Source organism: Dietzia sp. IBK-p2-16D, from assembly GCF_057773085.1.
The window spans coordinates 393,159-409,305 of record NZ_JBYMTL010000003.1 but is presented as its reverse complement, the minus strand read 5'-3'; the positions used below and the strand labels follow the sequence as shown (position 1 = coordinate 409,305).

Here is a 16,147-nt window from a genome sequence, read left to right as displayed (position 1 = left end):
TTACGGCGGCCATAGCGGCAGGGAAACGCCCGGTCCCATTCCGAACCCGGAAGCTAAGCCTGCCAGCGCCGATGGTACTGCACTCGTGAGGGTGTGGGAGAGTAGGTCACCGCCGAACACAACTTCACACGAGAGCCCCGAATCACCCTCACAGGTGACTCGGGGCTCTCGTCATTCCACCCACACCCACACAAGCCGACGCCGCCGCCGGCCCGACGCCCCTCGATCACCGCCGCGGGGCGCCGGCAGCCTTCATCACACGATCCGCGAGAGTCGACGCGCGCAGTGTCTCCATACCGACCACCTCACCGGTCGGGCCGGACAGCGGCACCCTCCAGTTCGGATACTCATCCGATGTGCCCGGGATGTTCACGGGTCGACGGTCGCCCACGAGATCGGACACCGACACCGCGAACAGTAGCGACGGCGACCCGGCCACGAAGCGATGCAGGGCGACCACCAGATCATCGGGGGAGTCGCCCTCGAGCAGGCCCCGCTCGCGCACTGCTGACGTGAACGCCTCGATCTCGGCCGCGGCACCACGACGCTCCGCCGCGACGTCGCCCGTCAACTGCCCGAGCTCCTCCCGGACGTCCACATGGACGAGTTCGGCGTACCCGGCGGTCGGCGGTAGATCATGGGTCGTCACCGACGCCATACACAGCCGCCGGTAGTCCTCGGGCGGGATCGGAGCGTCGTCGTCCTGCTCGAACCACATCACCGAAGTGCCCAGAACCCCGAGTTCAGACAGTGTCTCCCGGACCCCGGGAGCCACCGTCCCCAGATCCTCGCCCACCACGACCGCGCCGGCACGTGACGCCTCTAGAGCGAGAACTCCGAGCATGGCCTCGTGGTCATAGTGGACGTACGTACCCTCGGTCGGGGCCGAGCCCCGGGGAATCCACCACAACCGGAACAGTCCCAGAATGTGATCGATCCGGACGCCGCCGGAATCCCTCAGTGCAGCCCGAACGATGTCGCGGAACGGGCGGTAGCCCTCCTGCGCGAGGGCGTCCGGACGCAGGGGTGGCTGCGACCAATCCTGCCCCCGTTGGTTGTAGACGTCCGGGGGAGCACCCACCGAGACCCCACGGGCGAGGGAACGGTTCAGGGACCACGCGTCGGCACCTGTGGGATGAACCCCCACCGCCAGGTCGTGCAGTATGCCGAGACGCATGCCGGAATCGACGGCCGCCCGGTGGGCATGGGCTCGCTGTTCCCCGACCAACCACTGCAACCAGAGGTGGAAGCGGATCTCCTCCGAGTTCTCCTCGGCGAAGCGGGCGACGGCCTCCGACTCCGGATCCTGCAGATCCTCCGGCCAGGCGGACCAGTCCGGGCCGTGGGCGCCGGCCAGTGCGGACCAGGTGGCGAATCCCAGGATTCCCGGTCCCTGTTGTTCCACGAACCTGTCGAACGATTCGGCCCGGCCGCCGGACAGCGGGACCGTGAACAGGATCCGGAGCGCCTCGAGCTTCCGGGTCCACGACCCGTCGCGATCGATGGTGTCATCCGTATTGGCTGCAGCCGCGGTGTGGGCGAGACCCTCGACGCGCCTACGGTCGTCATCGGACAGCTCGCCGTACTCGGGAACCAGCTCGGGCCGTAGGTAGAGGGGAGAGGAGAAACGCCGGGTGGTCGGGAGATAGGGCGACGGGCTCACCGGGGCGAACGGCTCGCCCGCATGCATCGGATTGACCAGGACGAAATCCGCACCGAGGTCGCGGCCCGCCCATCCGGCGAGCTCGCCCAGGTCAGCCAGATCGCCGACCCCCCAGGACTCGTCCGACCGGACCTGATAGAGCTGTGCCGCCAACCCGACCGCACGGCGTTCCTCGATGCCGGCGGGTACGGGGATGACGGAGGGATAGACCAACAGGGTGCACTCACCGGACACGGGGTCGATGCCCGGCGCCTCCACGACCGCGGTGACGCGATGCCAGCCGACGGGAATGGTGCCGGGGACCTCCACGGCCACTCGCTCCATCGCCATCCCGTCGACCTCCCGGGCTATCCGGGGCTCATCGAGGGGGAGCAGACTCACCGGCTCGTCGGTGTCCTCGAGGAGGACCGCCACGTTCACGATGGCTCCGCGCGGGACGTGGACCGGGCATCCGATGGCGGTGCCCTGACGCGCCACCAGCGTCGGTGGCAGCACACGCCGCCAGGGGCCCAGACGCACGGCCTCGAGAGCCTCACGTGCGGAGAGGTCGCCCTCGCCGTCGTCATCCGTGACCTCGACCCCCAACGCGGCGAGCACCGCCCGCAGGGTCGAGGCCGGGACCTCGCGACGGACGCCGTGGGCGTCCTCGTAACTCGAGGCGACGCCGCAGGCATCGGCGAGCTCGGCCAGGGCAGGGGACACGGCATGGTTCTCGGTCACGGGGTCCACTGTGCCACCGGCCGGGTGGCGACGAGCGTGCCACCGGAACGAACGGGAAACGGACCACACTCCGTGGGGTCGGGAGGCACCACGTAGCCTGACGATGAACACGTATCAGTTCCGCCCAGAGAAAGGCCGTGGACCACCCATGACCGAGGCATTCATCTACGACGCCATCCGGACGCCCCGTGGCAAGGGCAAGCCCGGCGGCGCCCTCCACGGCGTCAAGCCGATCGACCTGGTGGTCGGTCTCATCGCGGAGACCCGTCGGCGCTTCCCCGACCTCGACGAGAACCGCATCTCGGACATCATCCTGGGGATCGTCACGCCCCTCGGTGACCAGGGGATGGACCTGCCCCGCATCGCGGCCCTCGCCGCCGGCATGCCGGACACCGTCGCGGGCGTGCAGATCAACCGCTTCTGCGCCTCCGGTCTGACCTCCATCAACATGGCCGCCCAGAAGATCCGCTCCGGGTGGGACGAGGTCGTCTTCGCCGGCGGCGTCGAGTCCATGTCCAGGGTGCCGATGGGTACCGACGGCGGCGCCTGGGCCATGGACCCGGCCACCAACTACGACACCTACTTCTCGCCCCAGGGCATCGGGGCGGATCTCATCGCCACACTCGAGGGCTTCAGCCGCGAGGACGTCGACCGCTACGCCGAGCGTTCGCAGCGACTGGCCGCCCGCGCGTGGGAAGAGGGTCGGTTCGCGGGGTCGGTCGTCCCCGTCAAGGACATCAACGGTGTGACCGTCCTCGACCACGACGAGCACATGCGTCCCGGGACCACCGTCGAGAAGTTGGCCGGCCTGAAGCCGTCGTTCGCCATGGTGGGCGACATGGGCGGATTCGACGCCGTGGCGCTGCAGAAGTACCACTGGGTCGAGGAGATCAACCACGTCCACCACGGCGGCAACTCGTCCGGCATCGTCGACGGCGCCGCGCTGGTCGTGGTGGGCTCGGAGAAGGCCGGGCAGGAGATGGGCATGACCCCGCGCGCCCGCGTCGTGGCCGCCGCGACCTCCGGCGCCGACACCACCATCATGCTCACCGGGCCCACCCCGGCCGCCAAGAAGGCGCTCGCCACCGCCGGACTCACCGCCGACGACATCGACTTGTGGGAGCTCAACGAGGCGTTCGCGTCCGTCGTGCTGCGCTTCCAGAAGGACATGGACATCCCGGACGAGAAGCTCAACGTCAACGGCGGGGCCATCGCCATGGGACACCCGCTCGGCGCGACCGGCGCCATGATCACCGGCACCGTGCTCGACGAGCTCGAGCGCACCGGCGGCAAGCGCGCCCTCATCACGCTCTGCGTGGGTGGCGGCATGGGCGTGGCCACCATCATCGAACGCGTCTGACCCCACCGACACCACAGCCCTAGGAGTAGAAGACCAGTGAGCGAAAACATGTTCCGGTGGGAGCAGGACGGCGACGGCATCGTCACCCTCACCATGGACGACCCCGACCACGGCGCCAACACGATGAACGCCCGGTTCATCGACGACTTCGCCGCCACCGTCGACCGCATCGAGGCCGAGAAGGAGTCCATCAAGGGCGTCGTGCTGACGTCCGCCAAGAAGAGCTTCTTCGGCGGCGGCGACCTCAAGTCGATGATCAAGGCCGGGCCCGAGCAGGCCGACGAGCTGTTCGAGCGGTCCATGGGCATCAAGGGCCGCATGCGCGCCCTCGAGACCTGCGGTGTGCCGGTCGTGGCGGCCCTCAACGGCGCGGCCCTGGGCGGCGGCCTCGAGCTCGCGCTCGCCTGCCACCACCGCGTCATGGCCGACGCCCGCGGTGCCAAGGTCGGCCTGCCCGAGGTCACCCTCGGCCTGCTGCCCGGCGGCGGTGGCATCGTCCGCACCGTCCGCATGTTCGGCCTCGCCCAGGCCGTGCCCAACATTCTCATGTCCGGCCGGTCCTTCGCCCCGGACAAGGCGCTCAAGGCCGGCCTGGTCGACGAGGTCGTCGAGTCCGAGAAGCTCCTCGACGCAGCCAAGGCGTGGATCAAGACCGACCCCGAGCCCGCCCAGCCGTGGGACCGCAAGGGCTGGACGCTGCCCGGCGGCACGATCAGCGACCCGGCACTGTCCGGCGTCCTGCCGTCGTTCCCGGCGAACATGCGCAAGCAGACGAAGGGCGCGCCCTCCCCGGCGCCGCGCGCCATCATGGCCGCCGCCGTCGAGGGTTCACAGGTCGACTTCGCGACCGCCGAGAAGATCGAGGCGCGCTACTTCGTCTCCCTCGTGACCGGACCCATCGCGAAGAACATGATCCAGGCGTTCTTCTTCGACATGCAGCACTGCTCCTCCGGCGGGGCCCGGCCGAAGGCTGCCGACGGCTCGGAGATCCCGCGCACCCAGTTCACGAAGGTCGGTGTCCTCGGCGCCGGCATGATGGGCGCCGGCATCGCGTACGTGTGCGCGAAGGCCGGGATCGAAGTCGTCCTCAAGGACGTCGAGCAGGCCTCCGCCGACAAGGGCAAGGCGTACTCCGAGAAGATCGAGGCCAAGGCGCTCGAGCGCGGCCGCACCACGCAGGAGAAGTCCGACGCCCTGCTCGCCCGCATCACGCCGACGACCGATCCGCAGGCCCTCGCCGGCTGCGACCTCGTGATCGAGGCCGTCTTCGAGTCTCCCGAGCTGAAGAAGAAGGTGTTCCAGGAGATCGAGGACATCGTCGCCCCCGACGCGCTGCTGGGCTCCAACACGTCGACCCTGCCGATCACCGACCTTGCCACCGGCGTCAAGCGGCCCGAGGACTTCATCGGCCTGCACTTCTTCTCGCCCGTCGACAAGATGCAGCTGGTGGAGATCATCAAGGGCGAGAAGACCACCCCGGAGACGCTGGCCAAGGCGATCGACCTCACGCTGGCGATCCGCAAGATCCCGATCGTGGTCAACGACTCGCGTGGCTTCTACACCTCTCGGGTCATCGGCACGTTCGTCAACGAGGCGATCGGGATGCTGGCCGAGGGCATCGAGCCCGCCACCATCGAGCAGGCCGGCCGCATCGCCGGCTACCCGGCGGCCCCGCTGCAGCTGTCCGACGAGCTGAACCTCAACCTCATGGTCAAGATCCGTCAGGCGACCCGCGACGCCGCGGAGGCCGCTGGTGAGGAGTTCGTCCCCGACGCCGTCGACCAGGTGATCCTCAAGATGGTCGAGGAGCTCGAGCGCGCCGGCCGCGCCGCCGGTGCCGGGTTCTACGAGTACGCCGACGGCAAGCGGGCAGGACTGTGGTCGGGCCTGCGCGAGGCGTTCAACACCTCGCCGGACAACGCGCCCCCGCTGCAGGACCTGGTCGATCGCATGATCTTCGCCGAGGTCCTCGAGACGCAGAAGTGCGTCGACGAGGGCGTGATCGTCGACGACGCCGACGCCAACATCGGTTCCATCATCGGCATCGGGTTCCCGGCGTGGACCGGCGGCACCCGCCAGTACGCGAAGAACTACTCCGAGCCAGGAGCCAGGGTCGCCTCGGGCTACAAGGGCTTCGTCGCCCGCGCCGAGGAGCTGGCCTCCACATACGGCGAGCGCTTCGCGCCGACCGAGTCGCTCAAGAAGCTGGCGGCCGAGCAGGGCTGACCCACCGGTCGCGTTCCGGCCCCGGGGACACCGGAGTCGGAACGGCCCCAGCGGTACCCATGCGCCCCGGGTCCGATCCTCGCGACCGGAACCGGGGCGCACGGCGTTTGCCGGGCTCCGGGGTTCCGGAATCCTTATGGCTCGTGGAGCCCTCTACGAATCGTCCACGCACGTGAAATGCGCTCACTTGTGGCGCGGTCGGAGAGCAAACCTGCGCTTGACGTGCACTGATGGCACTTAGGTAAGGCTAGGGCAATAGAGGTTAGGCTTGCCTCAGTGATGGGTGCTACAGTTTCCCCATGTTCAGACAGCGCTCAGGTTCTTTTCGGGTCGCCCTCGCTGCGGTCCTGACGCTCTCGCTCGCCTCCTGCGGGGTCGCCACTGGTGCAGGTGGGGAGACCGAGAAGATCTCGGGGATCCCGCTCGCGTCGGAGGTCACCGCGCTCGAGGACCCGCGCTCGTACCAGGGACAGCTCGCGCTCCAGCTCGTCGACGACCCGGTGGGGCCGATCGCCACCGACCCGGTACCGCAGCTGCCGGCCGTGGTGACCGACAACCAGGGCACGGTCGTCGAGGTGGAGGACGTCTCACGCATCCTGCCGCTGGACATCTACGGAACCCTGTCGCGGATCGTGTTCGAGCTCGGCCTGGGCGGCAACGTGATCGGCCGCGACATCTCGTCGGCGTTCCCGGAGATCGCCGACGTCCCGCTGGTGACCACCGACGGACACCAGCTCAACGCCGAGGCGATCCTCGCGCTCAACCCGTCCGTGATCATCACCGACACCTCACTCGGACCGTGGGATGTGGTGCTGCAGCTGCGCGATGCTGGTGTGCCCGTCGTCGTCGTCGACTCCCACCGCTCCCCGGAGAACGTCGAGGCCCTCACCGAGGCCGTGGGCAACGCCCTCGGCCTGCCGGAGGAGGGGCGCGCGCTGGGCGAGCGGACCCGCGCGCAGATCGCCGCAGCCGAGGAGTCGATCGCCACGATCGCGCCCGAGTCGGAGACGCAGCAGCTGCGCACGGTCTTCCTCTACGCCCGTGGCGCGGCCGGCGTGTACTACATGTTCGGCCGGGACAGCGGCGCGGACGAGCTCATCTCCGCGGCCGGCGGGTACGACGTCTCCTCCGAGGTCGGGTGGAAGGGCGCCAAGCCCGCCAACGACGAGGGCCTGATCGCCGCCCAGCCGGACGTGATCATCATGATGAACAAGGGCCTCGACTCGGTCGGCGGTGTGGACGGGCTGCTGGAGAAGTTCCCGGCCATGGCGCAGACCCCCGCCGGCGCGAACGAGCGCATCATCGCGATGAACGATGATCTGGTGCTCTCCTTCGGCACCCGCACCCCGGCCGTCCTCAACGCGCTCGCCGTGGCGCTCTACGCCCCCGACGCGCTGTGACCCTCACCGAGGCGCGGCGCCCGGCCCGGCACGCCGCCCGCGCACCGCGTCGCGAGTCTGGCGGGACGAGCCGCCTGCTCACGGGCGGTCTGCTCATCGCCGGACTGTGCGTGGCGCTGGTCGTGCTGTCCGTGGTGGCGGCCGCCTCCGGGCAGCTGTCGATCCCGCCGTCGGAGGTGGCGTCGGGCTTCCTGCGCGGCCTGGGCCTCGACATGGGGCCGGCCGAGAGCCACCCCCGCGCCGACGCGACGCTGTGGAGCGTGCGGTTCCCGCGCGTGGCCATGGCGATCGTGGTGGGCGCGGCGCTGGCCGTCGCGGGCGCGCTCATGCAGGGCGCGTTCGGTAACCCGCTCGCCGAGCCGAGCGTGGTGGGCGTGTCCGCCGGCGCCGCGGTGGGCGCGGCGTCGGCGATCGTGTTCGGCCTCACCGCCTTCGGTCCCTGGACGAGCGTGGTCTGCGCCTTCGTGGCCGGCATCATCACCACCGCCGCCGTTTACCTCTTCAGCCGTAGTAACGGCCGCACGGAGGTGGTGACGCTGGTGCTCACCGGCATCGCGGTCAACGCGGTGGCGGGCGCGGCGTTGGCGTTCCTCATGTTCCTCGGTGACACCCAGGCCCGCGAGGAGATCGTGTTCTGGCAGCTGGGCAGCCTCAACGGCAGCCGGTGGGAGTACGTGTTCGTGGTGGCGCCGGTCGCGCTGCTCGGGCTCCTGCTGGCGTCGCGCCTGGCCCGCCAGCTTGACCTGCTCGCGTTGGGAGAGCGCCCGGCCCGGCACCTGGGGGTTGACGTGGAGCGCCTGCGCATCTACTCGATCCTGCTGGTGGGATTGCTCACCGCCGCGGCCGTGGCGTTCTGCGGCATCGTCGCCTTTGTCGGCCTGGTGGTGCCGCATGTGGTCCGCATGATCGCGGGCCCCGGACACCGGCTGCTGCTGGCGGCCTCGGCGCTGGGCGGCGCGGTGTGTCTGCTCGCCGCCGACCTGCTGGCCCGCACCGCCGTCAACTACGCGGAACTGCCGCTGGGCATGGTCACCGCGGCCGTGGGCGGCCCGTTCTTCTTCTGGCTGCTCCACCGCACCCGTCGCACCGCAGGAGGCTGGGGATGACCGCCGATCAGGCCCGCACACCGGTGCTGCGCGCGGAGGGGGTGACCGTCCGGATGGGCGGTCGGGTGCTGTTGGACGCGGTGGACCTCGACGTCCACGCAGGCGAGGTGCTGGCGCTGGTCGGCCCCAACGGCGCCGGCAAGTCGACGCTGCTCGGCGTGGTGGCGGGGGACACCACGCCCGAGTCCGGCCGGACGGTGCTGGATGGCACGGACCTGCGCAAGTGGCGCCTGGGCGACCTGTCGCGGCGCCGTGCCCTGCTGACGCAGGCCAACTCCGTGGCCTTCCCGTTCAGCGTGCGGGAGGTGGTGGCGATGGGGCGCGCGCCGTGGACGGGGCTGCCCGAGGGAAACGACGACGAGGAGATCATCGACTCCTCGCTCGCCGCCACCGACACCACCCACCTGCGCCTCCGGACCTTCCCGACGCTGTCCGGTGGGGAGAAGGCCCGGGTATCGCTCTCGCGCGCCCTCGCGCAGCGCACCGGCGTCCTGCTGCTGGACGAGCCCACCGCCGCCGTGGATCTGCGGCATCAGGAGATCGTCCTGGAGCTCGCGCGCGCGGTCGCCGACGCCGGCGGGGCCGTGGTGGTGGTGCTCCACGACCTCGCGCTGGCCGCGGCGTGGGCCGACCGCATGGTGATGATCGCCGACGGCCGGGTCCGCGCCGACGGCCCGCCGGCGGAGGTGCTCACCCCCGACCTCATCCACGAGGTCTATCAGCAGCCGGTTCTCGTCCACCGTCACCCGGTGACCGGGGACCTGCTGGTCACCCCGGATCGCCGGCGGTTCCGTCGTCCCGCCGCCCCGGAGCAGTTCGCCCAGTCGGGCGTCTCTGACCCCGTCCTCGTCAAGGAGTTCTCGTGATGGACACCTCACGCGGCCACGCGCCGATCAGCGTGCCGGTCGCCGCACAGCGCCGGCTGGCAGTGGCGCTCGCCGTACTGCTGGCCGCGGTCGCGCTCGTCGTGGCCGGGGCGCCGCCGGCGCAGGCCGCGGCGCGGCTCAGCGCGTCGAGCTCGATCGGCGGCGCGGTGGCGTCGAGCTCCGGGCCGACGACCTTCACCGTGAGCGGGTCGGGCTATCAGGCCGTGCAGGGCGGCTTCGGTGGAATCTACGTGGGCTTCGGCTGGGTCAACGGATCCAACTGGGGCCCGTCCAAGGGCGGTGCCACCGGCAACTCGTACGACTACATCCCCGACGACCAGTCCCGGAACAACAAGGGCTACCAGGCGTTCGTCGCGTTCCCGGGGTCGGAGACCTCCGGTGAGGCGCAGGGCACGATGGGTGCCGACGGGTCCTTCCGGGTGCAGCTGACGGTCCCGGGGCCGACGTTCACCGGCGCCGGGGGCAAGCGCATCGACTGTCTCAAGATGACCTGTGGGTTCTTCACCTGGGGCGCACACGGGGTGCGCAACGGCGCCAACGAGACGTTCACCCCGGTGACCTTCCAGGCCGGGACGGCTCCGGCCTCGCCCGCAGCAGCCGAGGCGCCGCCCGCACAGGCTCCGGCAGCCCCGGCGGCAGCGGGTCGAGCGGGGTCCGGCCGGGCAGCGGAGGTGGCGGGCCGCGCCGGCCGTGCGCAGACGGCGGTCCAGGCCCAGGGCGCTCCCGCAGCAGGAGCCGGCGGGACCGAGGCGACCGCCGCTGCGCCCTCCTCGGGTGATCCCGGTGCGGCTGTTGAGTCTGCAACCTCTGCAGACGGCGCCGCTGGGGAGACCGGCGGGACCACGCTCAGTAGCGCCGCAGTGATCGAGGTCGACCGCAGGTCGGCCCGGGCTGGCGGGGCGATGGGCTTCGCGGCCGCGGGGTTCTGGCCCGGTGAGCAGGTGTACGTGGTGCTGGGCGACGGCCTTGCGGCGGTGGGGCCGGTGGTGGCCGGGGTCGACGGCGAGGTCGCGGGAGTCATCGTCCTGCCCGAGGACATCGAGGCGGGAACCCACGAGATTCGGGCTGCGGGAGCAGGATCGGGCCTGGAGGCCACTGAGCGTTTTCCTCTGCGAGTCGACATCACCCCGGCGGCGTCGTCCAACACACTGCGCGACTCGATGAAGTGGCTGTTTCTAGCGCTCGCGGGGTTGGCGCTGCTCGCCGCCGCCGCGTTCATGGTCAGGCGTAGTCAGGATGCCGGCGTCGCGGAGGCGTACGAGGCCCCTGCTGCCCAGGGGGTCGACGAACCCGGTGCCGGCGGCGACAACTACCTCTGTCCCCCGGAGGACGGCGCCCACGCGCAGACCGCGTACCCCACCACCGCGACGCAGGAAGAGGTTCAGCGATGACCAGGCAGTACTCCTCGACTCTGAGCAGCTCGAGTCTCCGCAGCGCGACCGCCCTGGCCCTGGCCCTGGTGCTCGCCATGGCTGCGACCGTGTGGGCGCCCCCGGCGCGCGCCGCCGCGGTGGCGATCACGGATGCGGAATTCCGGTGGGGCCTGAACAAGCAGAGCTCCGGGCCGAGCCATGGTCCCGGCCTGAACTTCCTGTCGGCGGGTGACATCGCGGGCGCCATTACCGGGCCCAACACGGCGATCGCCCCGGCTGACTGGAAGGCCAGCTCCGGCGACGTCACGATCGAGAAGCGGACGGCCAGCGGATCGTCCGCCCCGGCGACGTGGGCCGGCGTCCAGACCGATCAGTCGGGGACGACGCTATCCAGCTCGACGAGCAAGTACAGCGGCCTCGAGATGGTCTTCACCGGCGGCGAAGGCACCGTGGACCCGGAGGCCAAGACAGCGGCGATCGAGTGGGACGGCACCGTGTCGGTTCTGTACTACTCCGGATTCGTGTACCTCACCATCAGCGATCCCGTTCTCACGGTGACCCCGTCGCGCGCGGTGGTGACGGCGACCCTGGGTGGGCACCGGACCGACCGTGAGAACTCGTCGGTGTGGACCCCGATGACGCCCAAGTCGGTCACGCTGGCGAACCTGGATCGGCGTGATCTCGACCTGGGTGATGAGACCGGTATCTCGGCGGAGCCGGAATACCGCGGCGTGTCTTATCCTCGTGCCGACAGCGAGATGCCCCAGGTGAAGACCGGCCCGAATTGGGGCGCATTCCCCGAGTCGTTCCTGGATTTCGCTAAAGACTCGGGAAGTGGCGGATTCTGGTATTCCACGGGCGCTTCTTTTGACGCCACCAAACTCCCTCTTCCGATAATCGTGAGTTGGGATTCCGACAATCCGCACAGCGTTCCTGACTCGAATGGTGGCGGGTCCGGAAACTCGGGCAATTCAGGGATTGTCGGTGAAGTTATCGGTGACGCGGTCGAGGACATCATCCGCGCCGCCGGGACCGATGTCAGCGACACGGCTGCAGCCTGGATGGACGAGGCATGGAAGCCGCTGCAGCCGGACGCCGTCAAGGCAGCCCAGGCCGCCCAGGCCGCAGCCCCCGCCCCGGATGCCGGCGACTCGTCGACCGTCGTCGTGGATGAGTTCGCGGAAGAGTACGAGGAGTACTACGCCGCGGGAGCTCCGATGACCGCCGGCACCGTGGGCGCCACCCTCGCGACCATCACCGCCCCCTCGGGCGGCGGCTCGTCCGCTCCCGCGCCCGCGGCACCTGCGTCGAACTTCGCTGCTCCGCAGGCCGCGGCCCCGGTCGCGTCGAATCTGCCCCTCTCCGAGGTGGCCTACGCACAGACTTCCGCCTCGTCAGAGACGGGAAACCCCACCCACCAATGGCAGTGGTGGGTGGGGGCTGCACTGCTCGCGCTCGCAGCAGGGCTTTTCTACCAGACAGTTCGCAGGAAGGACTGATGTGAAGACTTCTCGATCCCGGCTCGCGCTCGCCGGTCGCCGTGGCATGGTGCTGGGGGCAGCGCTCGCGCTGCTCTCCGGCACGGCGATCGCCCCGGTGGCCAATGCCGACGAGGCCGGAATCGGTGCGCTGGTCAGCACCGCGCTCCAGTCCCTCACCTCCGCCTCGGCCTCGGCCGAGCAGGGCGACGGCCCCCGTGTGACGGTCTCGGAGTCCGTCCTCAGTGAGGACGGCGAGCACGAGATCACCGTCTCCGGGACCGGCTTCAAGGATGACGCCGTCGTCGCCAGCCGGCCCCCGCTCGCCGGAAAGAACCCCGGGATCTACGTGATCTTCGGCAAGTTCGCGGATGAGTGGCAACCCTCCGCGGGAGCGGCGTCCACGGCGCGGAAGTCGATCTCCCAGTATTGGGCGGTCAACGCCGAGGACATGGAGACCATCGGTGGGTCGGCGCGCGGAGCGATCGAGCTCGCCGCCGACGGCAGCTTCACCACGACGTTCACCGTGTCCAAGGCCCAGATCGACGATCTGGCCGGCGATGTCGAAGGCAACGTGGGCATCTACACCTACGCGGGTGGCGGAGCCACGCATGCTGCGTGGGAGACCTACCAGCCGATCACCTTCGGGGACCCGTTCTCCCTCGGCTCGGTCTCGCTCGGCAGCCTGGCGGGCCTGCTCCCCGGCTGACCTGACTTCCCGGCAGCCCACCGCTGCGGCCCCAGCGGCCCCGACACCCTCGGTGTCGGGGCCGCTGTCGTCGGCGCGTGAGATCGAGCGGGGGTCGGGCGTGGATAGGAAACGGGAAGGGGCCCAACGAGTCAGGCCCCTGGGTCCGCAGCGCGGATCCGGGGGCCTGAGAAGGGGGCTGGGGCGTCTCAGCGGACGCCTGCGGCCTCCAGGTCGAGGAAGATCTGGTGGTTGAGATCGAAGGCGCGGGTGGCCGCAGCCAGCGCGGACTCCCGGTCGGTCTCGCTCAGGGGCAGCGCATCGAGGGCGGCCCGGTACTCGTCCTTGTAGACCTTGGGCTTGTCGATCTCGAACTCGTAGAAGCTCAGGCCCTCCTCGACGCCGTAGTGGCGGCGAACCATGGTCTTGATGATCTGCCCGCCCGAGAGGTCCCCGAGGTAGCGGACATAGTGGTGGCCGATCAGGGCCGCCGGGTCCGAGGTGCAGGCGCGGAGCTCGTCGACGTAGGCGGTGACAGCCGGGACGACGAGGTCGCTCGTGCGGCCCAGGGCTGCGTGGGCCTGAAGGTCGGCGCGGAGAGCGTCGGTCCGATCGAGGCGCGGGTCGAGGATCGACGCCAGGCGGGGATCCTCGCCGGCGGCACGGCACGCCCCCTCGAGGGCCTCGTAGACGGGGAGGGACTGCCGCAGAAGGGCCACCAGGCCGTTCACCGTCCCCTCGCCCGACATCAGGCGGGTGATGAACGAGGCGTTCTCCGCCTGATCGTGGGCCGCCATCGTCGAATCGTGAAGTGCCTTCGACAAGGGGGCGGAAAGGGTGGTCTCCATTGTTCCTCCGAGGTTAGTTTCGCTTAATGGATATTACGGCACTGAACCTCTGATCGCTATATCCGAACCGAGTCGAATCGGGTACCGGAATTCCGGCGGAAGGCGTGCCGATGAGTTGCCCCCGGCGGCGCGCTGATATCGCTTCCGGAATTGTTCTCGGGGGAATTCCTCAACGGGCATTGTCGAGCATTGGGTAGGGCCGAGGTGAATACTGTGACTGCGTTTGTGGGGTCTCGATAACCCAAGTGGCAGCCCCGGGATACCGGGGCTGTGCCCGGCAGCCCGGGGCTGCTGTTGGGGGAGTGGCTCAGGAACCGAAGTCGAAGAGGTTGCCGAGCGAGCCGAAGATGCCGCCGTTGTCGTCGTCCCCGCCGACCTCGCCGTTGCACGGGGCGGTGATGTCGAGCACCACGGTGACCGGGTCCAGCTGGGTGCCGGAGGGGTAGCTGTCGAATGCGGGGACGAAGGCGTCGCCGATGACAGACGGGTTGGACGAGACGGTCACCTGGCCGCCGGTCTGGAAGACGGAGGCGTTCGGGAGGGTGAAGGTGGCGGCGACGACCTGGGTGCCGCTGATCGGCACGGCGGGGTCGTTGGGGTTCATGGTGAACTCGTTGCCCGCGTAGTCGAGCTTGAGTACACCCGAGGTTCCGGTGATCTCGACCGTCGGGTTGGACAGGGTCGTGTCCAGCGCGCCGGAATGGCCGACGAAGTGGACACTGCCGTCGCCGGAGGCGGTGGCGTTGTTCGCCCCGGACACGGCGCCCTCGGAGATCGGCCATGCGAACCGGCCGTCGGCCCCGCGCTCGGAGCCCTTGAAGGAGACGCCTTCGGAGAGGGTCCAGGTCCCCTGCGCGCCCGTCTGGAAGTAGCTCCGGAAGCTCTGCTTGAAGCCCCACTCGATCGAGCCGCCGGTGACCGAGTAGGTGGTGGCGTCGGGGTCGCAGTTGACGTCCTCAGCGGCGGCGACGCCGGGGATCGCGAGAGCGGACAGGCCCATGAGGGCCGCGGAGGTCAGGGCGACCGCGGCCGACCGGGAAGCGATACGAGACATGTGGGAATTCCTTCGAGGAATCATCCCGGGCGCCCGATGCGCCCGGTGGAAGCTGGCGCCCCCGTCACAGAGGCAAGCCTTACCTTAGTGCGCAAGTTTGAGGAAAGGCTAGCCTAAGTTAAGTTTGTGACGCATCCCACATGTAAACGGATCTCGGCAGGTCAGGAAGCCGAGTTCGCCACCCGGCCCATCCGCACGAACGCCTCGGTGAGCAGCTCGGCGGAGCAGGCGAAGTTCACCCGGGCGAAGCCCTTGCCCTCCGTGCCGAACGCCGGCCCGGGGCTCAGCGCCACCCGCCCCTCGTCGAGGAACGCCGCGGCCGGGTCGTCCCCCAGTCCCGGGTAGGCGCGAAAGTCGATCCAGGCGACGAAACCGGCGTCCGGGCGCCGCCACCGGGCCCGGGGAAGATGCTCGGTCATGAGCTGTTCCATCAGGTCGAGGTTGGCGGCCAGGGCGGACCGCAGTTCGTCGAGCCAATCCAGGGACCCGGTCAACGCGGCCTCCGCGGCCAGTGCCCCGAAGTGCCCCACCGCGCCCGACAGCGCCGAGCGCCGGACGTGGAACCGCTCCGGGTTGCCGTTGATCACGAACGCGCACTTGAGTCCGGCGAGATTGAACGCCTTGGACGCCGACGAGATGGCCAGCCCCACCTCGCGCGCGGTGTCGGAGGCGGCCAGGAACGAGGTGAACTCGACTCCCGGCATGGCCAGGGGCGCCCAGATCTCGTCGGAGACCACCACGGCGTCATGCCGCGCGGCCAGGTCGGCGAGCTCGGCCAACTCTGCCTGGCCGTGAAGAACGCCCGTGGGGTTGTGCGGGTGACTGAGCAGCACGGCCCGGGCCCCATCGGCCAACGCCTGCTCGATGCCCGCCAGGTCCAGGCGCGGGTCCTCGCCGTCGTGGTCGACCAGGGGCACCGCGACCGGCGTCATCCCCACGCGCCGGATCCACGGTCCGAACGGCATGTACACCGGCGGCGTATACACCACGCCGCTCCCGGCCGGGATGGTCCGGGCGAGGGTCTCCCGCACGCCCACGCCCACGTCGTTGACCGGCACCACCGAGTCCTCCGGCACGTCGTACCCGAAGCGCGAGTAGTACCGCGCGCACACCCCGCCGAGTCGCTCGATCTCGGCGAAGTAGCCGGTGTCACCGTCCGCCACCGCGGCGGCGAGGCGCTCCCGGATCGCCGGGGCGAGCAGGACGTCGGTCTCGGCCACGAACAGCGGCAGGACGTCCTCGGGATAGGCCACCCACTTCTGGCTCCGGCGCCTGCGCAGGTCGGACTCGGGGACATCCAGGGGGAACGGCACGCGGTGGATCCTTTCGCAGCGGGTTCGAACG

12 protein-coding genes and 1 rRNA gene are annotated in these 16,147 nt (G+C 69.9%); 9 read left to right on the top strand and 4 right to left on the bottom strand.

The window, feature by feature from the left end; all coding sequences use genetic code 11:
• Window position 1: 1 nt before the first annotated feature.
• Window positions 2-118, top strand: a 5S ribosomal RNA gene (rrf, locus tag AC3DE3_RS09855).
• A gap of 108 nt (window positions 119-226) precedes the next feature.
• Here the strand turns inward: rrf and malQ are convergent.
• Window positions 227-2,383, bottom strand: a complete 2,157-nt coding sequence (gene malQ, locus AC3DE3_RS09850; protein WP_488369824.1) for a 4-alpha-glucanotransferase — start codon at window positions 2,381-2,383, stop codon at window positions 227-229.
• Window positions 2,384-2,531: 148 nt separating this feature from the next.
• On the opposite strand from malQ, the gene AC3DE3_RS09845 reads away from it, so the two are divergent.
• The 8 genes from AC3DE3_RS09845 (at window position 2,532) to AC3DE3_RS09810 (ending at window position 12,922) form a co-directional block, all read left to right on the top strand.
• Window positions 2,532-3,743, top strand: coding sequence for an acetyl-CoA C-acetyltransferase (locus AC3DE3_RS09845; RefSeq protein ID WP_488369823.1), 1,212 nt, complete (start codon window positions 2,532-2,534; stop codon window positions 3,741-3,743).
• Between the two features lie 36 nt (window positions 3,744-3,779).
• Entirely contained in the window at window positions 3,780-5,969 is a 2,190-nt protein-coding gene (locus tag AC3DE3_RS09840; protein ID WP_488369821.1) for a 3-hydroxyacyl-CoA dehydrogenase NAD-binding domain-containing protein, read from the top strand.
• Window positions 5,970-6,268: 299 nt separating this feature from the next.
• Window positions 6,269-7,369 (top strand): heme/hemin ABC transporter substrate-binding protein, encoded by a 1,101-nt coding sequence (locus AC3DE3_RS09835; protein WP_488369820.1) that lies wholly within the window; start codon window positions 6,269-6,271, stop codon window positions 7,367-7,369.
• A complete protein-coding gene (locus AC3DE3_RS09830) occupies window positions 7,366-8,475 on the top strand; it encodes a FecCD family ABC transporter permease (RefSeq protein WP_488369819.1) in 1,110 nt (369 codons plus the stop codon). Before AC3DE3_RS09835 ends, AC3DE3_RS09830 begins: the two co-directional genes overlap by 4 nt.
• Window positions 8,472-9,341: a heme ABC transporter ATP-binding protein gene (locus tag AC3DE3_RS09825; RefSeq protein WP_488369818.1), complete on the top strand. Its 870-nt coding sequence runs from the start codon at window positions 8,472-8,474 to the stop codon at window positions 9,339-9,341. The genes AC3DE3_RS09830 and AC3DE3_RS09825 overlap by 4 nt, the downstream gene beginning before the upstream one ends.
• Window positions 9,341-10,753, top strand: coding sequence for a hypothetical protein (locus AC3DE3_RS09820; protein WP_260487077.1), 1,413 nt, complete (start codon window positions 9,341-9,343; stop codon window positions 10,751-10,753). Before AC3DE3_RS09825 ends, AC3DE3_RS09820 begins: the two co-directional genes overlap by 1 nt.
• Window positions 10,754-10,830: 77 nt before the next feature.
• Window positions 10,831-12,234: an HtaA domain-containing protein gene (locus tag AC3DE3_RS09815; protein WP_488369817.1), complete on the top strand. Its 1,404-nt coding sequence runs from the start codon at window positions 10,831-10,833 to the stop codon at window positions 12,232-12,234.
• Window position 12,235: 1 nt separating this feature from the next.
• Window positions 12,236-12,922 carry a hypothetical protein gene (locus AC3DE3_RS09810; protein ID WP_260487075.1) on the top strand — a complete coding sequence of 229 codons (687 nt, stop codon included), beginning with the start codon at window positions 12,236-12,238 and terminating at the stop codon, window positions 12,920-12,922.
• A gap of 188 nt (window positions 12,923-13,110) precedes the next feature.
• Here the strand turns inward: AC3DE3_RS09810 and AC3DE3_RS09805 are convergent, their stop codons facing one another.
• The 3 genes from AC3DE3_RS09805 to AC3DE3_RS09795 form a co-directional block, all read right to left on the bottom strand.
• On the bottom strand, window positions 13,111-13,749 hold the full coding sequence (locus tag AC3DE3_RS09805; RefSeq protein WP_260487074.1) for a biliverdin-producing heme oxygenase: 639 nt from the start codon (window positions 13,747-13,749) through the stop codon (window positions 13,111-13,113).
• 307 nt (window positions 13,750-14,056) lie between these two features.
• Window positions 14,057-14,803 carry an HtaA domain-containing protein gene (locus AC3DE3_RS09800; RefSeq protein ID WP_260487073.1) on the bottom strand — a complete coding sequence of 249 codons (747 nt, stop codon included), beginning with the start codon at window positions 14,801-14,803 and terminating at the stop codon, window positions 14,057-14,059.
• Between the two features lie 161 nt (window positions 14,804-14,964).
• Complete coding sequence (locus tag AC3DE3_RS09795; protein ID WP_260487072.1) at window positions 14,965-16,116, bottom strand: MalY/PatB family protein; 1,152 nt, start codon at window positions 16,114-16,116, stop codon at window positions 14,965-14,967.
• Window positions 16,117-16,147: the final 31 nt, after the last annotated feature.

Bases quoted from the DNA above. Each gene is read 5' to 3' on its own strand.
- AC3DE3_RS09845 (WP_488369823.1), top strand. From the start codon at position 2,532: ATGACCGAGGCATTCATCTACGACGCCATCCGGACGCCCCGTGGCAAG.
- AC3DE3_RS09835 (WP_488369820.1), top strand. From the start codon at position 6,269: ATGTTCAGACAGCGCTCAGGTTCTTTTCGGGTCGCCCTCGCTGCGGTC.
- AC3DE3_RS09825 (WP_488369818.1), top strand. From the start codon at position 8,472: ATGACCGCCGATCAGGCCCGCACACCGGTGCTGCGCGCGGAGGGGGTG.
- AC3DE3_RS09820 (WP_260487077.1), top strand. From the start codon at position 9,341: ATGGACACCTCACGCGGCCACGCGCCGATCAGCGTGCCGGTCGCCGCA.
- AC3DE3_RS09815 (WP_488369817.1), top strand. From the start codon at position 10,831: ATGGCTGCGACCGTGTGGGCGCCCCCGGCGCGCGCCGCCGCGGTGGCG.
- AC3DE3_RS09805 (WP_260487074.1), bottom strand. From the start codon at position 13,749: ATGGAGACCACCCTTTCCGCCCCCTTGTCGAAGGCACTTCACGATTCG.
- AC3DE3_RS09800 (WP_260487073.1), bottom strand. From the start codon at position 14,803: ATGTCTCGTATCGCTTCCCGGTCGGCCGCGGTCGCCCTGACCTCCGCG.